Source organism: Alteromonas sp. KUL150 (genome assembly GCF_009811475.1).
Taxonomy (GTDB): Bacteria; Pseudomonadota; Gammaproteobacteria; order Enterobacterales; family Alteromonadaceae; genus Alteromonas; species Alteromonas gracilis.
Window position 1 is genome coordinate 68,291 of the sequence record NZ_BLIJ01000033.1, and the last position, 24,643, is coordinate 92,933.

Genomic DNA, 24,643 nt, shown 5'->3' on the forward strand with positions numbered 1-24,643 from the left:
ATCAGGTCTGCTAAACAGAGTTTGAAGTTAGGAGATAAAATTTTGAAAAAGATCATAGCAGCCATTGGCATCTTTATGATGTCGATAACGAGCGTAGTGAATGCGCAAGAAGTGAATGAGCAAAACCCGTATGAATTGGTGCAGGATGTAGCAAATCGTACGTTTGAACGTATTAAGGCTAATCAGGAGGCTATCAAAGCCGATCCAGAAATGCTTCGTACGATCATGGAAGAGGAACTAGTGCCGCATATCGATTATAAATTTGCGGCATTTATGGTGTTGGGTAAACACTTTAAATCGGTGCCTCAAGAGAAAATGGGCGAATACATCAGTGTGTTTCGACAATATCTAATTACTTCTTATGCAGTTGCGATGGGGTATTACGATAATCAAGAGGTGATATTCGAGCCAGAGTCATCTTTTGATGATAAAAAATCAGTAACGGTGCGTGCCGTAGTACAAGACCCCAGCCGTCCAGAAATTAAAATTGCGTTTAAAGTGCGTAAAGACAGTAAAACGAATGAGTGGAAAGCGTACGACATGGTTGCCGAAGGCATTAGCATGTTGAATAGTAAGCGTAGCGAGTTCGAATCAATTCTTCGTCAAGAAGGCATAGATTCTGTGATTGCTTTAATGCGCGATAAAATTGGTAAGCCGGTTGAATTAAAACAAGGTGAGCCGATTGAAATCGAGGGAGAGGCTGAGTGAGCCTCTTTGAGATAAACGACAAAGGTAACGTGATTGTTCACGGTCAACTTGACCGTGACACTTTGTCAAAGAATTTCTGGGAAAGCCTGAGCAGTAACGAGCGAGGCACCCTGCAGCAAAACAAACGTTGCACTCTGGATTTGAACGATGTCGAACGTGCAGACAGTGCCGGTTTGGCGTGGCTTATCAATGCCGTTAGGGATGCAGAGCAAAATGGTGTTAGCATAACACTCAGCAAAATACCGGAAAAGCTTCAAAAGCTTGCAAAAATCAGCAATGCAGATAGCTTTTTACCTGTAGAATAAACACCAGTTAGCGAATTAAGAAGTAAGTTATGGAATTGTCTGAAATTGAAAAAATCTTGAAAGATGCCTTAGACCTTCACGAAGTACATGTGAAAGGAGAGGGATCGCATTTTAATATTATTGCTGTAAGCGATGCGTTTAATGAAATGAGCCGCGTAAAGCGTCAGCAAGCTGTTTATGCGCCCTTAGCTGATAAGATTGCAGATGGCAGCATGCACGCAATCACAATCAAGACGTTTTCGGTTAAGGACTGGGAGCGCGAGCGCCAGTTCAATATCCCTCAATAATAGGCGCAGCTTGTGGATAAACTTGTAATAAAAAAGGGCCCAGCGCTAAACGGCACGGTTCGTATTTCTGGTGCTAAAAATGCGGCTCTTCCATTGTTGATGACAAGCCTGCTTACTGACTCTCCTTGTCGATATACTAATGTTCCTCGTCTTCGCGATATCAATACCACCACTGCGCTATTACGCGAGCTGGGCGTCGAAATTGCTCAACCTGCACCTAACGACATCGTTATTGATTCGAGTACGCTGGAGAGCGTGACTGCATCGTATGATTTAGTGCGTACTATGCGAGCGTCTATTTTAGTTCTAGGCCCTCTACTTGCGAAACAGGGTAAGGCAAACGTGTCTTTACCCGGTGGCTGTGCTATTGGTGCTCGCCCGGTCAATCTTCATTTAACTGGCCTTGAAAAAATGGGCGCTAAAATAGAAGTTGATGAAGGCTATATTCGTGCAGAAGTTGACGGACGCTTAAAAGGCGCGCGCATCTTTATGGATATGGTAAGTGTTGGCGCCACAGAAAACTTGCTTATGGCTGCGGCGTTGGCAGACGGTACGACGGTGCTAGAAAACGCTGCACGCGAGCCTGAAATTGTAGATTTAGCAAATTGCCTTATTCAAATGGGCGCAAAAATTAGTGGCGCTGGAAGTGACAAAATTACTGTTGAAGGAGTGGAAACGCTAAACGGCTGTGACTATGCCGTGCTACCTGATCGTATTGAGACGGGGACCTTCCTTGTTGCTGCTGCTGTTACTGGCGGAAAGGTTCGCTGTACCCATGCCGCGCCTGATACGTTAGATGCCGTGCTAGACAAGCTAGAGCAAGCTGGCGCTAAAATTACGACTGGTGATGACTGGATTGAACTCGATATGGAAGGGCGAAAGCCACAGGCAGTGAGGGTAAAAACCGCCCCTCATCCAGCTTTTCCTACCGATATGCAGGCCCAGTTTGTTACTTTAAACTGTGTTGCAGAAGGCACAGGTGTTATTACCGAGACCATTTTCGAAAACCGTTTTATGCATGTGCCTGAATTACAGCGCATGGGTGCTGAGATAGCGCTAGAGGCTAACTCTGCTGTTTCGAAAGGAAGCTCACGCTTAAAAGGTGCGCCCGTTATGGCAACTGACCTTCGCGCATCAGCAAGCTTGGTTATAGCCGGTCTCATCGCAGATGGGGAAACTCATGTGAATCGTATTTATCACCTTGACCGTGGTTATGAAGCTATTGAAGAAAAGCTCAGAGGTTTAGGTGCAAATATCGAGCGAGTGAAAGAATAAGCGAGAAGTCGTTATTCAGATAAAAGAAAAGCGCCTTTTGGCGCTTTTCTTTTATCGATAAAGTGAAACAACAGACTTCTACTGACTCGCGCGAAGTTCTCCAACCGTAGCTGTTAAGGTTAAAGAGGTACCGTCTCGGCTAAGTTCAATCTCAAGCTCTGTGCCCGGCTCTGTTTCAGCAATCATATCTAAGGTTTTAGACGCACTTTCCAGTCTTACTCCGTCAATTGCTACTATGATGTCGCCGGGACGAATGCCAGCGATGTCTGCTGGGCTACCCTTTGCTACCGCCGACACATCGATGCCAGGACGGTTGCGATTTTCACCACCTACGAAGCCGAGCTGACCGCGTATTACACGGCCATTACTGATAATTTCATCCATTACCCGTTTAGCAAGTTCATAAGGTACCGCAAAGTTAATTCCGTCTACATTGCGGACGCGGTTATTTGAATCGAGAACTTGGAAGTTAGCATTAGTAATACCCAACAATATGCCGTTGCTATCTACTAATGCTCCGCCGGAGTTACCTTGGTTGAGTACCGCATCAGTCTGAATAAAATCCACATAGTTGGAAAGTCCGTTTCGTCCTGCTCTGCTTACGATCCCCTGCGTAATTGTCTGACCTAAGTCGAATGGGTTACCGATAGCCATTACCACATCACCTACATGAGTATCTGGTTCTGGGACTTGAGGAATAATATGAAGGTTATCTGCAGTAACTTTTAGAACCGCTAGGTCTGTAAGCGGATCTGTACCGATAATTTGTGCTTCAAGAATACGGCCATCTTGAACTGCTACGTAAATGCTGTCGGCGTTTGCAACTACGTGGTGACACGTAAGTAGGTAGCCGTTTTCAGTCATGATCACGCCAGAGCCCAAGTTAGTTCGACCGCGCGATTGATTTCTAAAAAGCCCGGAACCATTCTCAATGCTTACGCTATAAATATTGACGACGGCTGGTGCAGAGCGGCTGAGCGCAGTGAAATAGCTTTCACGATTAGCACTTACTGATACATCAGTGAAAAAGCCTTGAGCCAGCCCTTTACCTTGTCGAAGTTCTGGAACAAAAATCAAAAGCAACGCTGCAACGGCAACGCCGAGGAGAACAGATTTTAATAAGAAATTTATTATTGAGCGGCCAGTCACAAGTCACACTTATCGTTTTCTGTCGCACTTACTCTAAACGCACTATTTTTGTGGTGCGACATCATAAAAAAGCGCGACGTTTTTAAATTATCATTCTTAACATAAAGGATATCACTTAATTGAATAAACTACCGTAATGAAAAGCAAATTTAGTGCAATCGAATTTGAATTATCATTTCCCTTCAATGGTGTCAGACAAACTGTTCACGTTTGCCATATTCTAGTATTCAAATAAAAACGGCGCTTTAAAGAAGCGCCGTTTTCTATTAGTCAAACTTTCAATCTAGCCTAAAGCTATTGTCTGATAACCAAGTACAATGTTGAATTACCGCGTTTCACGTTAAGCGCAATAACACCTTTCGCTTCATCTAGTGCATTTCTGAACTCAGCCACGGTAGATGTGCGAACTCGGTTAACACCTATGATCACGTCTTCAGACTGTAAACCAATGCGCGCCGCTGGTGCACCACGTTCAATGTCAGACACTACAACACCGGCATTACCCGCGTCATCAGTACCGTTTGCGAGCGTTGCACCCTCAAGCGCTGGGTGTATTTGAGCCGCAGTAACAGTGGTATCTGCCGCATCATCTAGCACCACATCTACCTTCATTTTCTTACCTTTGCGCATAACAGTAAGCTCAACTTCAGCGCCGGCCCCCATGCTTGCAATCTTAGCTCGCAACTCTTGGAAGCTGTTAAGTTTACGTCCATTTATAGCGGTAATAATATCACCCGCTTGAATTCCACCTTTTTCTGCTGCTGAATCAGGCTGCACCTCACTAACGAATGCACCAATGTTAACCTCAGCATTCATGGCTTCAGCCAGACCCGCATCGATGTCACTACCAAGAATACCTAACAGGCCGCGTCTTACTTCACCAAACTCAGCAATCTGATCAACTAAACTCTTCATCATGTTTGCTGGAATGGCAAAGCCGATACCAACGTTTCCGCCGTTGGGACCAAAAATTGCGGTGTTAATTCCAACGAGTTCGCCACGTAGGTTAACCAGTGCACCGCCCGAGTTACCTCGGTTGATTGCGGCGTCAGTTTGAATGAAATCTTCGTACCCGCCAATGTTTAAACCTGAACGACCTAATGCGCTAACAATACCTGAGGTGACTGTTTGCGATAGACCAAATGGGTTACCAATTGCTACCACAAAGTCGCCCACACGCAGGGCATCTGAGTCGGCTAATGGCAGTGCTTTCAAATCGTCCGGATCAATTTTCAGTAGCGCGATATCGCTTTGTTCATCTGAACCCAGCTTCTTCGCTTTGAACTCACGACCATCCGTTAATTTGACGGTGATTTCATCCGCGTTATCAACTACGTGGTTATTGGTTACTACGTAACCTTTGTCCGCATCAATTATGACCCCAGAACCTAGACCTCGGAAAGGACGTTCCTGAACTTGCTCTTGCGGTGCACCAAAGAAGTAGCGAAACATTTCTGGTACACGCTGTGTAGAAGTTTGCGTGCCTTCTACAGCAATACTTACTACGGCAGGCGTCGCCTCTTCCAGCATGGGTGCTAGAGAGGGAACTTCATCTTTTTTATCTGAAAAGAACGGTAACGCCGCCTGTGTGTTAGCAGTAAAGCCCAGAGAACTAACAACAACGGCAGACGCCAATAGACAATGGCGGAAAGACATTTTCATGTTCGCTTACACTCCTTCATGTTATATGCGACATAGCATGGTTTCACTAAAAGAGTCCGAGGTCGTGATAAAGTTCCCGATGTTACTGTTTTTCTGCGTTATTCTGCTCAGAACCACCGACGAACAACCCTGAACCTGAGTTTGCAAAGTCCTTTGGCTGTGTGTCAGAAACACGGTTAACTTTAGACTTATCTGAACCTTTTAGATTATTACGTAAATAGGTTGTGGCTTGCTCCCCGTAGAACGGGACTTTGCTGCCTTCTTCTTCACCGCCTTGCTCAAGCAGTGTTTCGTACTCAACAATCTGTTGCTTTAGTGTTTCGCACTGGCTTTCAATGCTCTCTAAACTCTGACGAGTTTGATGAATGTGATGCTGTGCTTGCTGTGCAAGGATCTCTTTAACTTGCTTCTCAGTCTGTGCAGCACTGCCTGCGCCCTGCTTTTGCTGAAAAAAACGACCTACAAAAAAGCCAATAATTAAACCAACAACTAATAGAGCAAGAGATACTAACAATTCCATTATATTCTCCGAATAAATCTACATCGCGCAGCCGACCTTTTGTTGTACGATCTAAAAGCTGCTTTCGACCATAAGCTGAATATAGCAAGGTCAAACCCGAAAAGCGCATACATAGTCACATTTATTCAGTGTATGTCGAATTTCAATGTGAGATTCTACCGTGATTTCCATTAAAATTAAGGTCATAATTGAGAAATTCAAGCAGGTCGGTGCAGCAAGCGCCACTATTGACTTTTGTACGGAGTGAATTCGGCGATGACGCCATGGGAAAAATATCAGCTAGATCTTCAGTCGTCTGATTTTCATTACGACGCAGCACAAGAAAATGCAGTAAAAGAACTTCAACGTTTGTTCGACGAACTGACTCAGCCTGAAAAGAAAACAACGTGGCGGGTGAAGTTAAAAGCAGCATTTGGTAAAGGCCACGCCAAACCAGGTATTCAGGGTATCTACTTCTATGGAGGAGTAGGGCGAGGCAAAACCTACCTTGTTGATACTTTCTACGATTGTCTCCCGTTTGAAAAGAAGATGCGCGTTCACTTTCACCGTTTTATGTATCGTGTACACGACGAATTAAAGCAGCTCAAAAGTGCCCAAGACCCCCTAAAGTTAGTGGCTGCTAAGCTGGCAAAAGAAGCGCGGGTAATATGCTTTGACGAGTTTTTCGTGTCTGATATAACCGATGCCATGATTTTAGGCACGTTAATGGAAGAGCTGTTCGGGCACGGTATTGTGCTGGTGGCGACGTCGAACATAGTACCTGACGATTTATATAAAAACGGATTGCAACGTGCGCGGTTTTTACCAGCCATCGACTTACTAAATCAGAATACCCGTGTGGTAAATGTTGATAGCGGTATTGATTATCGTCTTAGAACGTTAGAGCAAGCCGAAATTTATCACTACCCACTTGACGAAAAAGCCACCGAGAACTTGCATAGCTACTTTTCTCAGCTAGCGCCAGAAGAAGGCTCTCAAGGCGAAGACATTGAGGTGAACAATCGCGAAATACCAACGCTTAGAAATGCTGACGGGGTATTAATGATTGATTTTAAAGCCCTGTGTGGAGGTCCTCGCAGCCAAAGTGACTATATCGAGTTAAGCCGTTGTTATCATTCGGTGCTATTAGCCAATGTTATGGAAATGGGGCAACATAATGACGATGTGGCGCGCCGTTTTATTGCCATGGTGGACGAATTCTACGAGCGAAATGTAAAGCTGATCATATCTGCAGAAGTCGCGTTGGAAAGCCTGTATACCGAAGGACTACTTAACTTTGAGTTCAGGCGCTGTCTTAGCCGCTTAAAGGAAATGCAGTCACACGACTACCTAGCAACCGAACACTTGCCGTAAGCACAAGTGTGTGGGGTCAGAGTACATTTTGAACTCATTGAAAATGTGAAATCTATTTACCTATAGCCTTTCTAGGGGCGTTCACATTGGTATTACATTAAAATTAAGGTAGAATTTCGCCCAAATTTTTTGTGTTGCTTAGCCTGCCGTTATTTTAGGCAATGTTTCGCTTGGTAATTCTAAGCACTGTCGCGCTGCGCCATTTTAGAAACGTCGCGTTCGGCAATGTTACCAAGTAAGGCAGAGCGGCGCAGCCTGGTTTAATGGTCAGGCAAATAGTAGCCCGATAAAACCCAACGCAGCATTTTAAATTGCGAAAAAGAGAATTTTAAGATGGGAAGAGCATTCGAAGTACGTAAAAACGCCATGGCAAAAACTGCCGGCCAAAAAACTAAAGTTTATTCTAAATACGGTAAAGAAATTTACGTATGTGCGAAAAATGGTGGTGCCGACCCAGACACTAACCTTTCACTTCGCCGCCTAATGGAAAAAGCAAAGAAAGACCAAGTACCAAGCCACGTTATTGAAAAAGCGATAGATAAAGCCGCTGGCGGCGCAGGCGAAGACTTCCAGCCTATGCGTTACGAAGGCTTTGGCCCGGGTAACTGTATGGTTATTGTTGATTGCTTGTCTGACAACGCAAACCGTACCATTACTGAAGTGCGCAACTGCTTCACTAAAACTAATGCCAAGCTAGGTGCACAGGGTGCGGTATCGCACATGTTCGATCACCAGGCTGTTTTCCAATTTGAGGGTGACGACGAAGACGCCATCTTAGAAGTGCTAATGGAAGCAGACGTAGACGTAACTGAGGTTGAAGTTGAAGACGGTAAAGTAACCGTATATGCGCCGCACACCGAGTTTTACCAAGTAAAAACAGCGCTAACTGAAGCCTACCCAGACATTACTTTCATTGCAGAAGAAATGAGCTGGATGCCTCAGACTGAAACTGAGATTAGTGAAGAAGACATGCCGATGTTTGAAAAATTCATGGACATGCTTAACGATTGTGACGACGTACAAGACGTTTACCACAACGCGATTACGCCTAATTAATTGATTTGAGTAAATAAAACGTTTACTGAGATTAAATAAGTCGTTTACAGTAAATAAAGCGTTTAATAGATAGCTAAAGCCCACTTTGAAGTGGGCTTTTTTATTGTCTCTAGTAGTAACAATCAACGTTAGTCTCGAATCTCTGTGAAATACCAAATTGATTTATTTGTCACCGTAATCTATTAATACCTTCTTAAAATCAAGAGTTTCGGTATAGAGTCTGTTAGCATATAGCTAGGTTAGGAAGACTGAAATCTAAAATGCTAAAAATTAGAATGCAAAAAGCAGATAATGGAGATTGTATTTCAATAGAAACCCAATCTGAGTTTGTCTTAATTGATGGTGGTACGGCTCAATCTTTTTCAAATTGGAAAGGGAGTATTATTGGCAAAGATAAAATAGACTCATTGATCGTCACTCATATCGATAATGATCATGTTAATGGCATTATTAAATTACTTCTGCATGATGACTGCCCCAATATAGAACAGTTTTATTTTAATGGTGCTGAGCAACTATTTGGTCAGTTGGGCGATACCGATGAGCCGGACCGTATATCTGACACAAAATTGAAGGCCTTGTCAGTAGAAGGTTCTACAACCCGAAATAGTGAACAAATAGGGTACTCAGAAGGCTCTTCGTTATCGTACTTACTTGCTAAAAAGAATTGTCACTGTAACGTTATTGTTGACGGCACAGCTCTTTATAGAGAAAAATGTCAAAGTTTTTATGTTGGTTCAATAAAGTTTTCAATTATCGGTCCCGAGAAGGCTGCTTTACAAGACTTGAAAAGCGACTGGGAAGATAAATTAAATGAAAGACGTATAAAACCCAAAATTATTAGCAAAGCTTATTATGAAGCGTTTGAACAATATGCTAAGAATCTCCAAGGCTCTGTCAAAAATGTTGTTCCTATCACTTCCTCCGAAGAAACTTGTATTGAATCTTTGTCCAAAGTAAATTTTGAAGATGATAACTCCCTACCTAATAAGAGCAGTCTATCTTTTTTGATTGAATCAAATGGTAAACGATTACTTTACCTATCTGATTGTGATGCCAAGATGGTTACGTCTTGGCTAGATGATCTCGAGTTAAAAAATATAGAAGTCGATGCTGTGAAAATATCACATCATGGAAGCAAAAATAACACCAGCTTAGAGTTGTTAAAGCGGATTGTTTGCAATAAATACCTGATTAGTACAAATGGTAAATCACATGGTCATCCTGATTTGGAGGTGTTGGCACGAATAGCAGTTGTCAACAAAAGTTCTGGAGCAGAGATCTTTTTAAATTATGAAGTGGAGCATATTCCTGATTGGTTCATGACTGATCTTGAAAATAACTACCCCAACATAATTTTATCCATGAACTCTTGTGAGGTTGTCTTATGAGCACAGATTTAATCAAAGATTTTAAACTAGATTCTATTTATATTGTTGAGTCATTAACGTCTAATGGTTCATGTAAGAGAGGTACTTGTTTTTCTATTTCTGATAGCTTGATATTAACAGCTAACCATGTCGTTAGTGAAGCCGCATCACTAAAGATATTCCTGTCTAGTGATAATTATGCCGATGATAAATGGATTGAGGCGACTTACATTTACGGAAGTGATCAACTCGATGTGGCTATTCTGAAAGTAGCAAATGGAATTACTAGCAACATTATCGAATTGTATAAAACAACAATTAGTCAGGATAGTGAAGTAAAGTTATGTGGTTATCCAGTTGAGAAGGGGCACTACCATGCACCAATAAATGTTGAGGTAACTAATACATTTGCTCATATGACTTCAAAAGAATTTAGCTTTGAAGTTTCTCAATCAAGTACTGTCAGTCAGTACAAAGGTATGTCCGGGTCTCCGGTACTCTATGGTGGTAGATGTATAGGTATTCTTTTAGTACAGCAAAGCAGCAACACCCTTTATGCGGTTTCGGCTGTTGATTTTTTAAATGATGAATCGATAAAAAAAGCTATAGAGTCAGATAGTATTGCAGTAAAACTCCAAGAGGGTTTAGATTATAAATCGCCAACTTACCCTAAATCTCCCTTTAGTTATTGCATACATTGCACTAAAGATATGCCTAGCATCAAGGGTATTGATATAGGTTTCACTCTTGAATGTTGGAATATAGGCAATTTCACTGAGACTGTGTATGACTGGATTATCGACTATGCCCTTTCTCATAAAGCTAAAGCTAATTTTAAGGGAAGCTCTAGGAGTTTATTCAAGTACGCTAGAGATAACTATCCGTCATCAGATTTGAATGCATTAGCGGATCTTTGTCTGCATATTGCTATCCGTGAATCATACTCAACTATTCCGATAATGAACAAAGTTTTCGATCAAAACAACAAAACGTTTTCTTGCACTCATGCAGTTTTAAACTTTGATAGCATCGAGTTATGGATAGGAGCATCTTCTGTGAGCACTACAGTTGAAGATGCAGTAAAACAAGCAATTGAAAACGTAGAATACATTGCAAACATACAATCCCTTAAAACACGCTTGTATGCCCTTACTTCCGAGATCGATTCGACTTGGCCACATAAAAATAAATTAGAAAGGCTTGCTGACTCAGAACTCGATTTAGAAGATAGGTTTGATAAGATCATAATACCGATTTTCATCATGCACGATAGTGAGCTTATAACCAACTACGATAAGAACAAATTTATTAGCTCCTTTGAAGGTGAGATTCAAGCGTGCCGAAGATTGATTCAAGGTGAGCTTAACGAAAGTCTAGTCAAATTAATTAATTTAAGAGTCTTTTACTTTCCCGTATCTAACATTAATCAACTTAATGATGCATTAATTAAGGAGTTGAACTCATGATTGATTGGTATCAAGAAGCAAAAATTAAATTGAATAATAGCTCATTTGACGATTGGGATAGCTTTCTTTCATCTCTTATTAATGAATTTAATAGTCATACTCATGACACTTTAGTCCAAGATATTGTTATTAGAGCGTTAGAGCGGAAAAAAGAAATGAGAGGTGCTTTCATTTTGGATCATTTGTTAGGTGAGTTGGGGCTTTTTCCTTACATGGATAGAAAAAATTCAACGACTAAAGACAAAATAAAGCAGAGTTTATTTACTACTCCTCAAGACAATGGAAAAACATTTCATATACGACAAGCAGAAGTGTTTCACAGAATCATGAATGGTGAAAATATCATTCTTAGTGCCCCCACAAGTTTTGGTAAAAGCCTGATAATTGAAGCCTTAGTTGCTAGTAATGAATTTGACAATATAGTAATTGTTGTCCCAACAATAGCCCTGATCGATGAGTTAAAGAAAAAGCTATTCAAATATAAAGATAAATATAAAATCATTACTCAAGTTACTCAGGAATCTACTAAACGTAACATTTACATTCTCACTCAGGAGAGAGTCCTAGAATACAAAGGATTATCATCAATAGATTTTTTTATTATTGATGAGTTTTACAAGCTAGCACCAACTAACTCTAATGATGAGAGGTGCGACAGACTAAACTTGGCGTTTAGAAAATTGTATAAGGAATGCAAGAGGTTCTACATGCTTGGCCCGAAGGTTAATGGGTTAGTTTCTGGTATTGAAGAAGAATTAAGATGTACATTTCTTAAGTTCGATTCCTATGTGACTGTCGCTACAAATGAATACTTTTACCCAATAGAAGCGACAGGTAAAGATGCAATTGTTGATGTTGAAAGAGATCAAAAATTATTCAACATATTGAAAAATATAGGTCGCGATGAGCAAACAGTAATTTACTGTAAATCACCTAAAAGAGTCAGTTCATTGCTGTATAGGCTGATCCAATCGGAACTTTTAGTCCCTGACAATGCTAATGATGATTTATCTGAATGGCTATCTGATAATTTTCATGAAGATTGGTCTCTCGTTGAAGGTGTGAAACATGGTGTTGCATATCATCATGCTCAGCTACCTAGAGCTGTGGGAGCTTTAATTGTCGACTTGTTTAACGACTCAAAGATTAATATTCTTATTTGTACATCGACTTTGATCGAAGGTGTAAATACCAACGCTAAGAATATCGTAATATACGATGACTGTATTACGAGAAAAACAAAGCTAGATATGTTTACGTTTAACAACATATCCGGACGCTCTGGAAGAATGTTTGAACATTTTGTCGGAAATGTTTTTATTTTTGGCGATAAACCCCAAGTCGAACTACCATTTATAGATGTCCCTGTACTAACTCAAAGTGAGAACGCATCAGAGTCTTTATTGCTTCAACTAGGTACAGAAGTTAAGGACAATAACAATAAGGACAAAGTTAGGAAATTCTACGATCAGGACGTACTTCCCATATCTTTGCTACTAAAACATCAAGGAATCAACCCTAATAAGTTAATTAAATTTGCTGAAGATTTGATTGAAAACTGTGGTTCTTGGAACAATTCAATGCAATGGAACAGCATCTACCCAAGCGATGAAGAACTAAAGCATTTTTCAATGATTTTATTCGACTACTTCAATATTTCAGCAATGGGGGGAGGCACGGTAAGGACCAAAGCTCAATTAAATAAAAAACTCATTGATATAATTAATAAAGTAGATGATAGAAACTTGATCCTAGAAGATTATAAATTTTGGGGTAAAAATGATCAATCTTATTGTATTGATGATGCTGTTCAGTCAGTGTTTAATTTCAAGAAAAATTTAGTTAATTATAATCTTCCAAAAATCATATATGCTATCAGCGATATACAGGAAGTTATTTTTAAAAGGTTTGATTACAGCTATGGAGACTATAAGGCATTCGCTGCATCACTAGAAAATTTCTATTTACCATCCGCAATTAACTCACTTGAAGAGTTTGGTATTCCTAATCAAATAGCCAAGAAAGTCATAGAGTTTACTGATATTGAAGATTTAGAGAATATTGACTCTGTAATTGAAGTGCTTTCAAAATCTAGAAATGATTCGTTTCCTTATTTAACAGAATTTGAACAGAAATTTTTGAAAAAATCTCTATCCTATATATAGAATTTTTTACTAAATTTAAAAAAACTGGTTAAGTTTTGATGTTTTATAAATGAACAATTGGCTTCAGATCATTTTTTCGACGAAGATGATTTTGAGTTCTTAACTATTTTTTCTTCAGTGCTTTCAGCGAATCGATGTTGCTTTACGAAGTGCTCAAACGCTAGTTTGTTGCTTTTGTTAAATGGCTTCAGAAATAACTCAAATTCTATCAATTTTTCTTCTGTGATTCTCATTACGTAAATGTTGGGTAAATTGTCAATTTTAAAATTTTAGTAATGCATGAGTTGCCCGTCAAGTATGACCTTTGTTGACAAAGTTAATTTGTTTGTTACGATAAAGTGAGTTTCGAAGTGAAATTCAGTTCAGCCTCTCGTTTTTATCAATAAAAACCTTTAATAGTTACACATTCTAGTTGTTTGTGGTTAGTTATTTTTTTTGTTTTCAACGAATTTATTGACTTTACCAATAACTTTTCGTGGTTTTTGTGCTTTTCCTTGTCAATTTCGATATTCAAGACTATTTTCCGATTTGTAGCCATTGGAAAGTAAGTTATGAAAAATGCAAATTCACCTAAAATTAAACAGCCAACTGTTACTGAGTTAACTGAAAATAAAATTGACGATTACTTAACCCGGAGAGAATTCGAAGGTAAGTACATTCCGTATAAAACCGCTCGTCAGTTCTCAAGCATGGGAAATGCCTCAACTGAGCAACTAGCCCAAGAAACACAACGTCACGAATACTTTTCAGACATGGAACGGCATTTTGGATTGACACTCAGTTATTTAAAAAACGTCTCTAAGGTAAAGACGCAATATCCTTTAATAGATGTTGATACAACATTAGCGGTTGCGTCTCGTCTGAATATCGCCCATCCCCGTTTTGCACCAAAACGTGGATTGGTAAAAGATGCTAATCAAGGGTATCAAGCATCTATCATGACTACAGATTTCTGTTTTCAATATGTCGATATTATGACAGGTGAAACAAAAAAGATTGCTGTCTCGTTAAAATACAATGATGAAGTGCTTATAGTAGATAGTGGTGATGCTGTTACTGGCCGCACACAAGATAAACTGAAAATCGAACAAGCTTATTGGGAAGATGAAAAGCAGCAAGAGTATCGTTTAATTACATCTTCACATTGGACGTTGAGTCCGAACTTAGTCAAAAATCTTGCAATAGCTAGAAGGCATCGTAACCTTGATGTTCCCCATATTATTCTTAAGTCTTTTCAAGTTCATTTTTTAGAATTCCTTACTGGTAGAAAGCGTCATCGATTGGCAGATTTGGTTTTTTTGGTATCCAAAAAAATGTCTATCTCGTTTGAAAAAACATACGGCGTATTTTGGTATCTCATCTGGCATAAAGGCTTACAGGTAGACCTATTTCGTCCGCTTGCTGATGCAAGTTTTGTCTTTAAAGCTAAGGAGGACTACGCATGGGAATGGTAGGTCTTCCGACAGAAGAGGCATTTGATTATTCAATTAACGAAATCATAAAAGCTAAAAATATAGATGAGAAAGAACTCGAATATACCGTTGCGTATACTTTTCCTGAATCAAAAGTAGTTGCGCTATCTCTACAACGTAAAAAACCTATTAAGCCTATTCTGGTTAAAGTTGGCGAAGATATCGAAGGGCGTGCATGGGACATGTTTGAAAGAATGCCTAATACGTTTAGTTCGTCTAGACATTATTTGTCTGCCACAGAAAGTCGTGTAGCCACGGCGTATGAGAGATATTCAAAAATAAGACCACTAATTGAATCTAATGACATAGAATTATATATCAAAGGCGATTTATCCAGAAAATCTTTTGATGCTTACGCCAAGCAAGCCAAGATAACCCCTCAGTCGTTATATAACTATCTCAATCAATACTTAGCATTTGGTTCTCACCCTTTAGCGCTATTACCACTAACGTATCTTTGTGGAACTAATCGAAAGTTACCTTTAAATAGTGAAGAGGCTGAAGCGAAGAGAGCTAAACGAGGTGGAACGTTTATTGGCGCAAAAGGCGATTCCGACGAATATTTAAGACGAGATGCTACGCAAGAAGACATAAAGCGAATTAAACAATTCATAAAAAAGCATTTATCTAAAGTTTCTGACCACAAATATACTTCGTTACATAGCGAGTTTTGCCAACGCCTTTGTTATTCATCGGCTGACGTATATGGACGTAAAGAGCGCTACCTTGACTTTCGTAAGTATATTTCTATTGATCAATTTACGGCTCACTTTCAAAAGCATGTAGATTGGAAGAAGTGGGAAGAGCTTAAAACGAGTGTAAAGGCAGTTCAAAATAATCAAGACATTACGCGTGGTAAAGCACAAGAAAACTCTATTGGACCAAGTGACACATATGAAATTGATGCCACTACACTAAATATTTACGTGGTATCGAGAATCAACAGCAGGGGCGAATATACAGCTAAAGAGGTGATTGGTCGCCCGTACTTGTACTTCGTAGTTGATACCTTTTCGGGGGTTATCGTAGGCTATTGCATTACTTATCAGCGCGGCGTTTCCGCGGTCAAAAAAGCACTTTACAATGCTTTTACGAATAAAGTTGATTTTTGTGCAAGGTACGGAATTCAAATCGACGAAGATGATTGGCCTTGCCAACACGTATGCGTAAGGTTGTTCTGCGATAGAGGGGGAGAATATACCACTAGTCTTTATGATGACATGCTGGCAGCAGACTTGAAATTAGAAACCATTACCTTTGCAACTTCTTACTTAAGTAAAAAAAAGGGGACTGTAGAGGTAAATTTTGATTCTCAAGACAAAATTCTGTTTCAGCGATTGGACGGGAGTGTAAAGCCGAATCCTGCAAAAGATGCCGTTCACCCTTCAAACTTCGCCATACATGATATTGACTCGTTAAATCGACTAATTATTGAATCGATTTTGTCGTTTAATCGTCAAAGAATGAACCACACACGGTTACAATCTTTTGATGTGTTTGAAGGTGTTAAGCCGACGCCTTTAGCGCTATGGAATAAACACATTTCTAAAAGAATGGCTTCTGGAAATCGTCGCCCCAAAAAACTAGTGATGTACGCGATGTTGGAACAAGAGGAAGCAAAAGTATCCATCGACGGTATACTCATTTTATCGAGTGAGCTTACATATAGAACATCCCACAAAGGCTTCCAAGATTGGCAACAAAAGATCAGCTTTAGTGGTCAGGAGAAGCCTTTAATAAAAGTGCGTGTAAACAAGGATGACCCGCGTTACGCATGGTACTTATCAAAACATTTTGGTACGGAAATCATCGAATTCACACTGGCGTCGCATGATGAAAGGTTTGAAGACCTAACTGCTGAAGAAATTAAGCAGCAAAAACAAATCGAAAAGCAAAGGATGTCTATCAATCGTAAAGACCGAAGAATGGCAAACGTTGCCTTGCAAGCATCGATAGCTGAAGAACGTGAGTTATCAAACGAAAACACTTCTACCAGACCTCCAGACCGCAAAGGCATCGTTGCCGGAATACAGGACAACTTCAGGCAAGCACAGAAATCAGAAAACGCCAGAGATGTTATTGAAACTCGAAATGTGTTTGGCACTAGTGCAATTGATTCATCCGCAGATTACTTTGATACTCCATCGTTAAATAGTGAAGGAGGCAGTGATGACTGAAGCGACCCTTCTGCTTGAAAAATGGATTGATGATAATCCATTTATTACATCGCTTCAGATGCTGAAGCTAACTGAATCTGAATTAATATCTCGACTATCGGCAAGGGACGATATTACTCCCAATTATTCTACATTATCAAACGGTATCAAACGTGTTGGTTTGGCTAAACGATTTTATGTTCCGCCAGAGTATACATTTGATTTGTATAATCAAATTCATCACATGATCCTTATTGGTTATCTCAATCGCCACCCTAAGACAGACGATTACGATAAATATCTCAACTTAGTTGAAAACGGCGAGGTTTCGGTAAAAGACTTGCCTGCTCCAAATACTCTAATAGACGCTGGTACTGCCATGCTTTGTATGGGGCGCTCTGGGCATGGTAAAACTACCGTTCATGATAAGTTGTTAGAAACGTTTGAACCTCTTGATAACTTTCATCCCCCTTCTGAAAACACTGGATTTAGACGACTACCGCAGGTCATGTTTGTAAAAACTTATATTAAAAGTGCGACAAGTAAAAAAGCTTTCTTAGTTTCAATTCTTAATGCCATCGATAAAAAGCTCAATAGTCATTTCACTGCAAAGCTTCCAAGCAGAGACACTGTTGGTGAGCAGGTTATTTATGTCATTAAAATATGTCGAATGGTTGGCCTTGGTTTACTTGTAATAGATGATGTCCAATGGGTTTTAAACTCTAAAACCACGAAGGATAACAAGGTTGTTACTAATGTTTTTTTAGAAGAGTTTTTCAACGACTTAGGCGTGCCAATGATTTTCATTGGTACGCCTGAAGCTGGCGACCTTTTCAGTGCTCCTGAACAGAGCGAGCAGTCTGAACGGCGTTTAATCAGTGATGGTAAGTTTATTCTAAGTGATCACTCTATTGAACACATAACATGGAAGACAATGGTTAAAGCCTTAAGCACGAACTTTTTAGGTATGGGCGAGAAGTTAGTTGATAAGGAGTTTGAACATGCAATTTTTTATTATTGTGAAGGGAACATAAGCAAGTTGAAGCGACTAGTAAATCATATACTAAGTGCGAATTTGAGTATGACCAAAAGTAATCGATTTAACTCTTTGTATACAGCGCATGTAGCCACTCACATACGCAAAGAATCGATTAAACCGAAGCTACCTAAAGTTGATGTCACGCCAGCCAATTCTGCGGAAAAAACAGCGCAAATAGTTGATAAAACTACGCAGAAAAAGGACTCAAAAAAGCAAGAACGCATTGATCGGATAAAGCGACTTCAAGCCCTAGATATGGGGGACGAGTGAGCTCATGTTGAACACCAGTCTTTCATCCATAATGCTAGAGAATATTAACATCAAACCCGGTGAGTATCTTCCGACCTATTTCTATCGACTCAAGGAGTATGCAGACTTTTTCGCTCCAAAGGAATTTTTAAGCCTTTTTCAAATATCAAGTCCTCGTTTGATAGGAGAGACCATGCCAAGGTGGGCAGTGAAGTTTGCAGTACAAGCCTATGGAAGAAAAAGATTCGAGGATGTATTGACTGACAATATGGTGGGCAAATATTGGCAAGGATTCATCTCTCGTGATGTATTAAATGCACATGTGAAAACTCAATTGAATGACAAGGCAACTGGACGCGTACTGTTTAATGCTGAAAAGCTACTAATGCCTTATCACTCTCTAAAATACTGCTCAAAGTGCCATGATGAAGAAATAAGAGCCAAGGGCTTTGCTATTTGGAAAGCAGATCATCAAGCAATGACTGCTTTTATTTGTCATCAGCATAATACCGCGCTGAGGCAACGTTTAGTGAGCGAGTTTAATGGGTTTGAATGCTCAGGCGATTTTTTTGATAAATCTTTTTTTAGCACTCCTCATATTACACTTTTTCATCGTTGGCTTGATTGGGAAACCAAGCTTCTGATGAGAAGCGGTATTGAATATCAGCGGGAGCAAGTCGAACTTCACAAGCGTGTGTTTATGGAGAGTAGCTTCTATTCCCATTCCCCAAGTAAAGTGAGCGTTACTCTCAATAAGCAATGGCAAAGTGCGCTCCAACGATACTTCATTGTTTTGTTTCCAAATTTACAACGTTTTGCTGAAGTCACTGCTAATAATATTGCATTCAAAGCCAGTGCTATGATGGCTCAAAATGGCAGTATTCATCCTTTAATGTTTTTGTTATTCAAGTTTTTCTACATGCATGAATATCGGCCATGAGTAGAATCTTGTACACACCTCGAATTCAACCTGATGAGACTTTGTTTTCGTATGTTGCTCGGTGTCATTGGCTATGGGGAGATGTCTCATACTCAGATACTTCGTTGGAATGGTTCGGCTATGAAGGGGCGTGTTTAAATCAGCTTTTGCCTAGTCATATTCAGGATATCTCTTGTCACTCTGAATACGGTATAGACTATCTCTTACATAACCACACAGCTTACCCTTTGCATATTCTTTATAACGCCCGCCATGAAGCACTGAAGGCGGCAATGTGTGGCGCTGGTGATATGAACATAGCAAACCTTTCATGCTCACCACAGTTGGCATTTGGCTCTTTAATACAAAGCAATTACTGCCCAGAATGTGCTAAAGAAGATATGGCTAAAATAGGTATCGCTTATTGGCATTTGTCACACCAATTGTGGGGAGTGAATGCATGCTTCAAACATGGGTGTGAATTAACCAGTGTTCCTTTTAACCATCGAAAATATCGGCTCCCACGTTATTTTAAGTCAATACAGTCTGTTATTCCTTCAGACGCTAATGCACAGCAGATAGAATTCGCAAAGCATATTGTGCAATTGCTACGTAGCAACAATAATGAAAATGTTGGTCAGCAATACTTTAAAAGTCTATTTCACTCACGAGGGCTGTTTACATCGCAAATGCATATTCGGATGTCTACGGTGTTAGAGCGCTATAACGAGGTAGCTGAAGCGCTTTGTCTCCCCAGTGTGTTGAATACCAGAAGTATTCGTCGAATAATTTTTGAACGAGATTTAAGCATTCATCCATTGAAACCTATTTTGCTTGAATTTGTAGTAAAAGGACTGCGCGAAAAATCAGCGCCTCCCCCAATACCTGCTCCTAAACCCCTAAAAATGTCTGAGACAATTGAGTCACGAGCAATAGCACTATTACAAAGTTATCAATTTAACGTTGCGGAGATAAGCAGGCGCTTGAAAGTGAGTCATGGCTACGTAAAACAATTAGCCAACCGAATTGGCGTAAAGACAACAGAACGAAAACAAATTGTCACCGCTGACATAGAACGACAAGCAATAAAAATGGCAATCGAAAATGTGAGTTGTAAGGATATTGCAGCCAAACTTGGTGTGTCAGAACCATCGATTACTGGAGTAGTTCAGTCTGTTGATGGGCTAAGCCTATGGCGTCAATATTTAAGAATGTACGAAAAGCGGGATGCCGTAAGAGCGACTCTAATCGAAGAGAGAAAACGCCGTGGCCTACTTAAGCGTTCAGAGTTAAAAGAGCATCAAGGAAACGCTTTGAACTGGGCATATCAATACGACAAAACGTGGCTTGATGCTACCTTTCCCATCCAAGGCAACCATGCCAATTACAGTGCAAAAATTTGGGAGAAGCGAGACACATCTCTTTTTCCCAAATTCAAAGGGTTCCTTAAGCAACAATTAGAAACAACCAACAAATTGCCTAGTAAATATGCGTTAGACAAAGCATTTGGTAATCATCGCTGGTTTACATGCAATTTTACTAAGCTTTCAAGGTGCAAGCGCATGTATGACATGGTCAAGTTCAAAATAACACAGAGCAATGAAGGGAAGAGCGAATGACAAAAAAATCTGGAAGTAATAGAGCGAGTCAGAGGAGTGATAAGTTGCAACTTGATAGCTCTTTGATAGATGACGCAAAGCAAGCGATAGCTAATTACCCGAAAACACCCAGTGAGCAAATAGAGCAGTGGGCCTATGTCGGAATGATAGTTGAGCGTCAACTGACAGGCCAAGAGCAATTACAATTAATGACTGGCGAAGCTGTAATGTCATTTAAGACGAACACAAATAAAGAGGGAGAGAAACGTAGGTAGCGTTTCTCCCCCTGTATAATCGCGATAATACACAACCTCAAAAATAGTATAGCTTAAATTTCAACCCAAAGTCTCGTTGAAGACACTGGACTCTATTTCACTATAAAAGGTAAGTGTGAAACACCCTTGGGGAGAATCATTTTCAGAGGCAGACAGTCTTACGCATAAAAAAGCCGTGCTCAACACTATCATTAAGCCCAAACGGCTTTATTCGAGTGATGATAGTAATATCCTTAATGATTTAATCGGTACTGTTGAAGCATCGTTTTCTACAATTGCTGTCTTTAGAAAGAAAAAAAAACTTGCCAAATCAACAAATGAGTTGGGGTTAAGTCACTGGCTCATATCTAACTTTAAATGCAGTGACAGACAAGGATTGGACAGCAGCGGCAACGCAGGGCTTTCTGGCCTAAGTTCCACAGCAGATGGTAGGCAGCTTACAGATAACTACCTTTTTGGGATAGATAGAAAAAGTGGCGCATTGTCTCGAACCTCAGGCCTCAGCGCATCTCAAAAGCAAGAGATTAGGAATGCATTTAACAGTGGAAAGATTAAAACCCGTTACACTGTTGTGAAAGACAGGCATGCTGGCGCAGGTGTTACGCAGGGGCTCACAAAAAAAACTGAACTGGGTGTTGGCGGGTCATCTCAAATTAATGAAATCGTAATTATTGAATTGCCACTAAAAAAATAAGGCGTTAAGTAATTGGGGCCCTTTTGCGAGGCCTCTTTAAGGAAAAGAATGAAACAACTTCCAGACGACACTAAACAAGAGCTTTCACTTCAGTTGAAAGATACACTTCAGACCATCGAATGTTATAATCCAGCCACTGCGGCCAACAAGGTGACGAGTTACTATGGTACAGCTGGCACAAGCTTTGTAGGGGGATTTAAAGCGAACCTACTCGGTGATGAAAATTTATCAGAAAAGTTGTTTGTCGACGTTATTCCAAATTCTAGGATGGCCGTAGCAGAGAATAAAGTATCTCATGATAACAGCTATCAATACGCCCTATTTAGTTACGCACTATTGCTCGGTTATGAAGAACAGGTTGAGGAGTCGGCAGCTCTACTTTTAGCACTGGACATTCCCAACGATATGAGATTTAGAGCTCCGCCAGAATTCTACCTTATGCTTGCCCATCTATGGCGCGGTGAAACCGATGCCGCTATACAAATGCTTGATGGTATAGAAAAGCTGGAAAGCAAAAAAAGTGAATTCTATATTCAACCCGGGGTTAGCAAGCTTGTAAGAGGCGTTGTAAACAACGAGCCCAGTTTAATGAAAGAAGGTGCACGCCTTCTGTTTGACAAGCACTTACACACAACCAAATACTTCAGAACGGCACTTGAAAATAATCATTACTTTTGTGAGCCCGTTACGTTATTGACCATAGTAGGTCGTAAACTGGGTGTTGATGTGAAAGCCAACATTGGCGATACAACCGCCGTGTTGAAAACGAAAACATTTAGCCCAATTGATAGGCCCGAAATACCCGCCAACAAGAAGTTCGAAGTGCCCGTAGACCTATTGCCCTCTTGCTTTCTGAAAACACGAGGCTAATTCTACTGCATTTTGATTTGTGCATTAGCCTTAACAATTAATTCTTGGTATATCATCACAGCTTGTTGTTGCACGCTTTGATAGGCACTCTGAAAATGACTGGTTAAAATTAAGAGAAAGATTCGAAAAGGAATACGAAGAGAAACTTTAGTTTTTGAAGGTACTTAAGTAAAGGGCTCATCAAACGGACCCTGTCAATTACATACTCATTCCATCAAAATCAATTTCAATCGAAAGTGTAAAACCTAAAGCCTGAAGGTCTGCTGTTTGTCTGAAGCGGACTTTCGCAAAAGTTATGTCCAACATCCGCTAAAGGCCTCATAGCTGTCGCTTAAGTACTAGCTTGGGGAAGGCAGCTACTTACAAAGTTTCGACTATGAGATTGATTTTTTTAAACATCTTTATTAAAAATAAGGTTCCACCCACTTATTGATTTTACTGGGCAGTATTAAACGACTTATTTACTGTAAACATTAATTTAAAGGCTTAATAAAAATCATAAAAGCCCTCGATAACTCGAGGGTTTTTCATTTCAGACGTATCTGCAGCGTACAAAAGTTACATTGCGTAAGCATGAAGCAAGTACTACCGGTGACGATTGGTACTTTTAAAGGTTTACGGTTTGATATTTTATCGGTGCTAATTTCTTGAAGATTCGATTTTCCTGTTGATAGGTAAGACCCACGTCGCGCATAGCGCCTTGAACATACTCAACCAAAATATAGAACTCACGCTCTTTGATGTTAAGACCAGTGTGAGATTCCAACATGGTTTTTCCATCGTACTCGCAAGGTCCACCAATAAGCTCACAGGTTTGCAAAACGAGCTGGTCTCGTAGATGCTTTTTTGGCACCCCTTTAAAGTAGTGACCAATGACAGGGTCGGTATAAATACGGGTAATGGCAACGCCGTATATAGTGTTCAGGGTTTTATGGCCACCAATTTCATCATACAGGCTTTGCTTTTCAGTACTTGCACAACCAGAAAGTAAAATGTTTAGCAGTGCTATTGCTGCAATGGGAACACATTTCAACAACTTCATAGGTGGTATCTCCCCATTAAAAATTGCCATTTATCGTTAAATAAAAGCCTGAAGAACTTTCTTGTAGCGGCAAGTTGCCCAAATCGACATAGGCAGCGGTAATTGAAAGTGACTTATTGGGAAAATAGGCAATAAAGGCATCAACAACTGTGTCTTCTTCGGCTAGTCCGCCTAATCGATTGGCTTGGGTTCTAAACTCAGTGCCAATGGCTGTAGTTGGGCTGATTAGAAGAGCCAATGAACCTTCCCATTCAAGTTTTGCACTGTCATCACCTTCGGCCCCAAACCCTAGTAAACCAAACACATTTGCTTTTGTGTACCTGGCGGTTAAATTGGTGAGTAAGTTATAGCCAGACGGTGTGCCTAACCATAATTTTGTCGCTGAGAGGTACACGTCAGTGCCGCTGTCGTCTTTTGCCCCTAATAGAAGCGGAACGCCTGTTTCAGGAAGTGGTACAGAGCCATCAGGAAGAGAGAGTGAGCTATCAAAATCTCTGTTTTTCTTGTACTGGACGCCTATCGCTATTTGAGGAAGCCAAGAATCTTGTGCGAAGACGCCATCTCCAAATACTTTAACTTTCGCGCCTACAATATCCTGTTCAACTGTCGCGCTGTTAGCGTTAGATATTGCACCTTCGGTAAGTAAAGCAAACACATTGCTGGTTAGCCCAGATGAAATATCTAAGCGCTGGCGCTGTAAGCTAATTTCGACGCGGTCAAATAGGCTAAAACCCGCACCAGCCGTAGTGAGCGTATAATCGTTTAGGCTTAAATATTGAATATTGGCAGAGTAACTAACTTCTTCTTTACTCGTGTATCCACCGATAAATGCCCAAGGGGTTATGCCGCCACCAGCGGCGCCTTCAAAACCTGTAATCCCGCCTGAGGCTACTAAACGAGAACCACTGTCAGCGAATGTTGTAAATGAAATGAGCAAAGAGGATAACAGCAAAACCTTTATCATAAGGAAAATCCTATTTTATGTTGCAGCTATTCCATATTTCTTTGAACAG

General features: G+C 40.4%; 22 protein-coding genes. 17 read left to right on the plus strand and 5 right to left on the minus strand.

Annotated features, from left to right (window positions below):
- Positions 1–42 precede the first annotated feature (42 nt).
- The 4 genes from GVO62_RS07480 to murA are packed head-to-tail and all read left to right on the plus strand — an operon-like array spanning position 43 to position 2,575.
- Complete coding sequence (locus GVO62_RS07480) at positions 43–708, plus strand: MlaC/ttg2D family ABC transporter substrate-binding protein (RefSeq protein WP_105930845.1); 666 nt, start codon at positions 43–45, stop codon at positions 706–708.
- The gene (locus GVO62_RS07485; protein ID WP_159118422.1) at positions 705–1,013 is read left to right on the plus strand and encodes an STAS domain-containing protein; all 309 of its coding nucleotides are present in this window, start codon (positions 705–707) and stop codon (positions 1,011–1,013) included. Before GVO62_RS07480 ends, GVO62_RS07485 begins: the two co-directional genes overlap by 4 nt.
- Positions 1,014–1,042: 29 nt before the next feature.
- On the plus strand, positions 1,043–1,300 hold the full coding sequence (locus tag GVO62_RS07490; RefSeq protein WP_012517351.1) for a BolA family protein: 258 nt from the start codon (positions 1,043–1,045) through the stop codon (positions 1,298–1,300).
- A 12-nt stretch (positions 1,301–1,312) separates the two neighbouring features.
- Positions 1,313–2,575, plus strand: a complete 1,263-nt coding sequence (murA, locus tag GVO62_RS07495) for a UDP-N-acetylglucosamine 1-carboxyvinyltransferase (RefSeq protein ID WP_159118423.1) — start codon at positions 1,313–1,315, stop codon at positions 2,573–2,575.
- Between the two features lie 78 nt (positions 2,576–2,653).
- On the opposite strand, the gene GVO62_RS07500 is transcribed toward murA, so the two are convergent.
- The 3 genes from GVO62_RS07500 to GVO62_RS07510 form a co-directional block, all read right to left on the minus strand.
- Positions 2,654–3,724: a trypsin-like peptidase domain-containing protein gene (locus tag GVO62_RS07500; RefSeq protein ID WP_105930658.1), complete on the minus strand. Its 1,071-nt coding sequence runs from the start codon at positions 3,722–3,724 to the stop codon at positions 2,654–2,656.
- 294 nt (positions 3,725–4,018) lie between these two features.
- Entirely contained in the window at positions 4,019–5,380 is a 1,362-nt protein-coding gene (locus GVO62_RS07505; protein ID WP_159118472.1) for a DegQ family serine endoprotease, read from the minus strand.
- Positions 5,381–5,468: 88 nt separating this feature from the next.
- Entirely contained in the window at positions 5,469–5,906 is a 438-nt protein-coding gene (locus GVO62_RS07510; protein WP_159118424.1) for a ZapG family protein, read from the minus strand.
- Positions 5,907–6,161: 255 nt separating this feature from the next.
- On the opposite strand from GVO62_RS07510, the gene zapE reads away from it, so the two are divergent.
- The 13 genes from zapE to GVO62_RS07575 all read left to right on the plus strand — a co-directional run bounded on the left by zapE (position 6,162) and on the right by GVO62_RS07575 (position 22,588).
- Positions 6,162–7,259, plus strand: a complete 1,098-nt coding sequence (zapE, locus tag GVO62_RS07515) for a cell division protein ZapE (protein ID WP_159118425.1) — start codon at positions 6,162–6,164, stop codon at positions 7,257–7,259.
- A gap of 333 nt (positions 7,260–7,592) precedes the next feature.
- Positions 7,593–8,315 (plus strand): YebC/PmpR family DNA-binding transcriptional regulator, encoded by a 723-nt coding sequence (locus GVO62_RS07520; RefSeq protein WP_105930655.1) that lies wholly within the window; start codon positions 7,593–7,595, stop codon positions 8,313–8,315.
- A gap of 260 nt (positions 8,316–8,575) precedes the next feature.
- Complete coding sequence (locus GVO62_RS07525; RefSeq protein WP_159118426.1) at positions 8,576–9,706, plus strand: ComEC/Rec2 family competence protein; 1,131 nt, start codon at positions 8,576–8,578, stop codon at positions 9,704–9,706.
- Entirely contained in the window at positions 9,703–11,151 is a 1,449-nt protein-coding gene (locus tag GVO62_RS07530) for a Hachiman antiphage defense system protein HamA (protein ID WP_159118427.1), read from the plus strand. Before GVO62_RS07525 ends, GVO62_RS07530 begins: the two co-directional genes overlap by 4 nt.
- Entirely contained in the window at positions 11,148–13,316 is a 2,169-nt protein-coding gene (locus GVO62_RS07535) for a DEAD/DEAH box helicase (protein ID WP_159118428.1), read from the plus strand. The genes GVO62_RS07530 and GVO62_RS07535 overlap by 4 nt, the downstream gene beginning before the upstream one ends.
- A 551-nt stretch (positions 13,317–13,867) precedes the next feature.
- Complete coding sequence (locus GVO62_RS07540) at positions 13,868–14,770, plus strand: TnsA endonuclease N-terminal domain-containing protein (protein WP_159118429.1); 903 nt, start codon at positions 13,868–13,870, stop codon at positions 14,768–14,770.
- The gene (locus tag GVO62_RS07545) at positions 14,758–16,965 is read left to right on the plus strand and encodes a hypothetical protein (RefSeq protein ID WP_159118430.1); all 2,208 of its coding nucleotides are present in this window, start codon (positions 14,758–14,760) and stop codon (positions 16,963–16,965) included. The genes GVO62_RS07540 and GVO62_RS07545 overlap by 13 nt, the downstream gene beginning before the upstream one ends.
- Positions 16,958–18,253, plus strand: coding sequence for an AAA family ATPase (locus GVO62_RS07550; protein ID WP_101563526.1), 1,296 nt, complete (start codon positions 16,958–16,960; stop codon positions 18,251–18,253). Before GVO62_RS07545 ends, GVO62_RS07550 begins: the two co-directional genes overlap by 8 nt.
- A 4-nt stretch (positions 18,254–18,257) precedes the next feature.
- A complete protein-coding gene (locus tag GVO62_RS07555; protein WP_159118431.1) occupies positions 18,258–19,172 on the plus strand; it encodes a hypothetical protein in 915 nt (304 codons plus the stop codon).
- Complete coding sequence (locus tag GVO62_RS07560; protein ID WP_159118432.1) at positions 19,169–20,770, plus strand: TnsD family Tn7-like transposition protein; 1,602 nt, start codon at positions 19,169–19,171, stop codon at positions 20,768–20,770. Before GVO62_RS07555 ends, GVO62_RS07560 begins: the two co-directional genes overlap by 4 nt.
- Positions 20,767–21,024, plus strand: a complete 258-nt coding sequence (locus GVO62_RS07565; RefSeq protein ID WP_159118433.1) for a hypothetical protein — start codon at positions 20,767–20,769, stop codon at positions 21,022–21,024. The genes GVO62_RS07560 and GVO62_RS07565 overlap by 4 nt, the downstream gene beginning before the upstream one ends.
- A 115-nt stretch (positions 21,025–21,139) precedes the next feature.
- Entirely contained in the window at positions 21,140–21,718 is a 579-nt protein-coding gene (locus GVO62_RS07570) for a hypothetical protein (RefSeq protein WP_159118434.1), read from the plus strand.
- A gap of 48 nt (positions 21,719–21,766) precedes the next feature.
- The gene (locus GVO62_RS07575) at positions 21,767–22,588 is read left to right on the plus strand and encodes a hypothetical protein (protein WP_159118435.1); all 822 of its coding nucleotides are present in this window, start codon (positions 21,767–21,769) and stop codon (positions 22,586–22,588) included.
- Positions 22,589–23,195: 607 nt separating this feature from the next.
- Here GVO62_RS07575 and GVO62_RS07580 read toward each other — a convergent pair.
- Positions 23,196–23,630 (minus strand): group I truncated hemoglobin, encoded by a 435-nt coding sequence (locus GVO62_RS07580; RefSeq protein ID WP_159118436.1) that lies wholly within the window; start codon positions 23,628–23,630, stop codon positions 23,196–23,198.
- Positions 23,631–23,646: 16 nt separating this feature from the next.
- Positions 23,647–24,594: a DUF3034 family protein gene (locus GVO62_RS07585; RefSeq protein WP_159118437.1), complete on the minus strand. Its 948-nt coding sequence runs from the start codon at positions 24,592–24,594 to the stop codon at positions 23,647–23,649.
- Positions 24,595–24,643 lie beyond the last annotated feature (49 nt).

What these genes read in the sequence shown, in the direction of transcription:
- GVO62_RS07565 (WP_159118433.1), top strand. Translation starts at nt 20,767, where the DNA reads ATGACAAAAAAATCTGGAAGTAATAGAGCGAGTCAGAGGAGTGATAAG.
- zapE (WP_159118425.1), top strand. Translation starts at nt 6,162, where the DNA reads ATGACGCCATGGGAAAAATATCAGCTAGATCTTCAGTCGTCTGATTTT.
- GVO62_RS07575 (WP_159118435.1), top strand. Translation starts at nt 21,767, where the DNA reads ATGAAACAACTTCCAGACGACACTAAACAAGAGCTTTCACTTCAGTTG.
- GVO62_RS07505 (WP_159118472.1), bottom strand. Translation starts at nt 5,380, where the DNA reads ATGTCTTTCCGCCATTGTCTATTGGCGTCTGCCGTTGTTGTTAGTTCT.
- GVO62_RS07540 (WP_159118429.1), top strand. Translation starts at nt 13,868, where the DNA reads ATGAAAAATGCAAATTCACCTAAAATTAAACAGCCAACTGTTACTGAG.
- GVO62_RS07490 (WP_012517351.1), top strand. Translation starts at nt 1,043, where the DNA reads ATGGAATTGTCTGAAATTGAAAAAATCTTGAAAGATGCCTTAGACCTT.
- GVO62_RS07550 (WP_101563526.1), top strand. Translation starts at nt 16,958, where the DNA reads ATGACTGAAGCGACCCTTCTGCTTGAAAAATGGATTGATGATAATCCA.
- GVO62_RS07560 (WP_159118432.1), top strand. Translation starts at nt 19,169, where the DNA reads ATGAGTAGAATCTTGTACACACCTCGAATTCAACCTGATGAGACTTTG.
- GVO62_RS07535 (WP_159118428.1), top strand. Translation starts at nt 11,148, where the DNA reads ATGATTGATTGGTATCAAGAAGCAAAAATTAAATTGAATAATAGCTCA.
- GVO62_RS07585 (WP_159118437.1), bottom strand. Translation starts at nt 24,594, where the DNA reads ATGATAAAGGTTTTGCTGTTATCCTCTTTGCTCATTTCATTTACAACA.
- GVO62_RS07525 (WP_159118426.1), top strand. Translation starts at nt 8,576, where the DNA reads ATGCTAAAAATTAGAATGCAAAAAGCAGATAATGGAGATTGTATTTCA.
- GVO62_RS07555 (WP_159118431.1), top strand. Translation starts at nt 18,258, where the DNA reads ATGTTGAACACCAGTCTTTCATCCATAATGCTAGAGAATATTAACATC.
- GVO62_RS07530 (WP_159118427.1), top strand. Translation starts at nt 9,703, where the DNA reads ATGAGCACAGATTTAATCAAAGATTTTAAACTAGATTCTATTTATATT.
- GVO62_RS07545 (WP_159118430.1), top strand. Translation starts at nt 14,758, where the DNA reads ATGGGAATGGTAGGTCTTCCGACAGAAGAGGCATTTGATTATTCAATT.
- GVO62_RS07580 (WP_159118436.1), bottom strand. Translation starts at nt 23,630, where the DNA reads ATGAAGTTGTTGAAATGTGTTCCCATTGCAGCAATAGCACTGCTAAAC.
- GVO62_RS07510 (WP_159118424.1), bottom strand. Translation starts at nt 5,906, where the DNA reads ATGGAATTGTTAGTATCTCTTGCTCTATTAGTTGTTGGTTTAATTATT.
- GVO62_RS07520 (WP_105930655.1), top strand. Translation starts at nt 7,593, where the DNA reads ATGGGAAGAGCATTCGAAGTACGTAAAAACGCCATGGCAAAAACTGCC.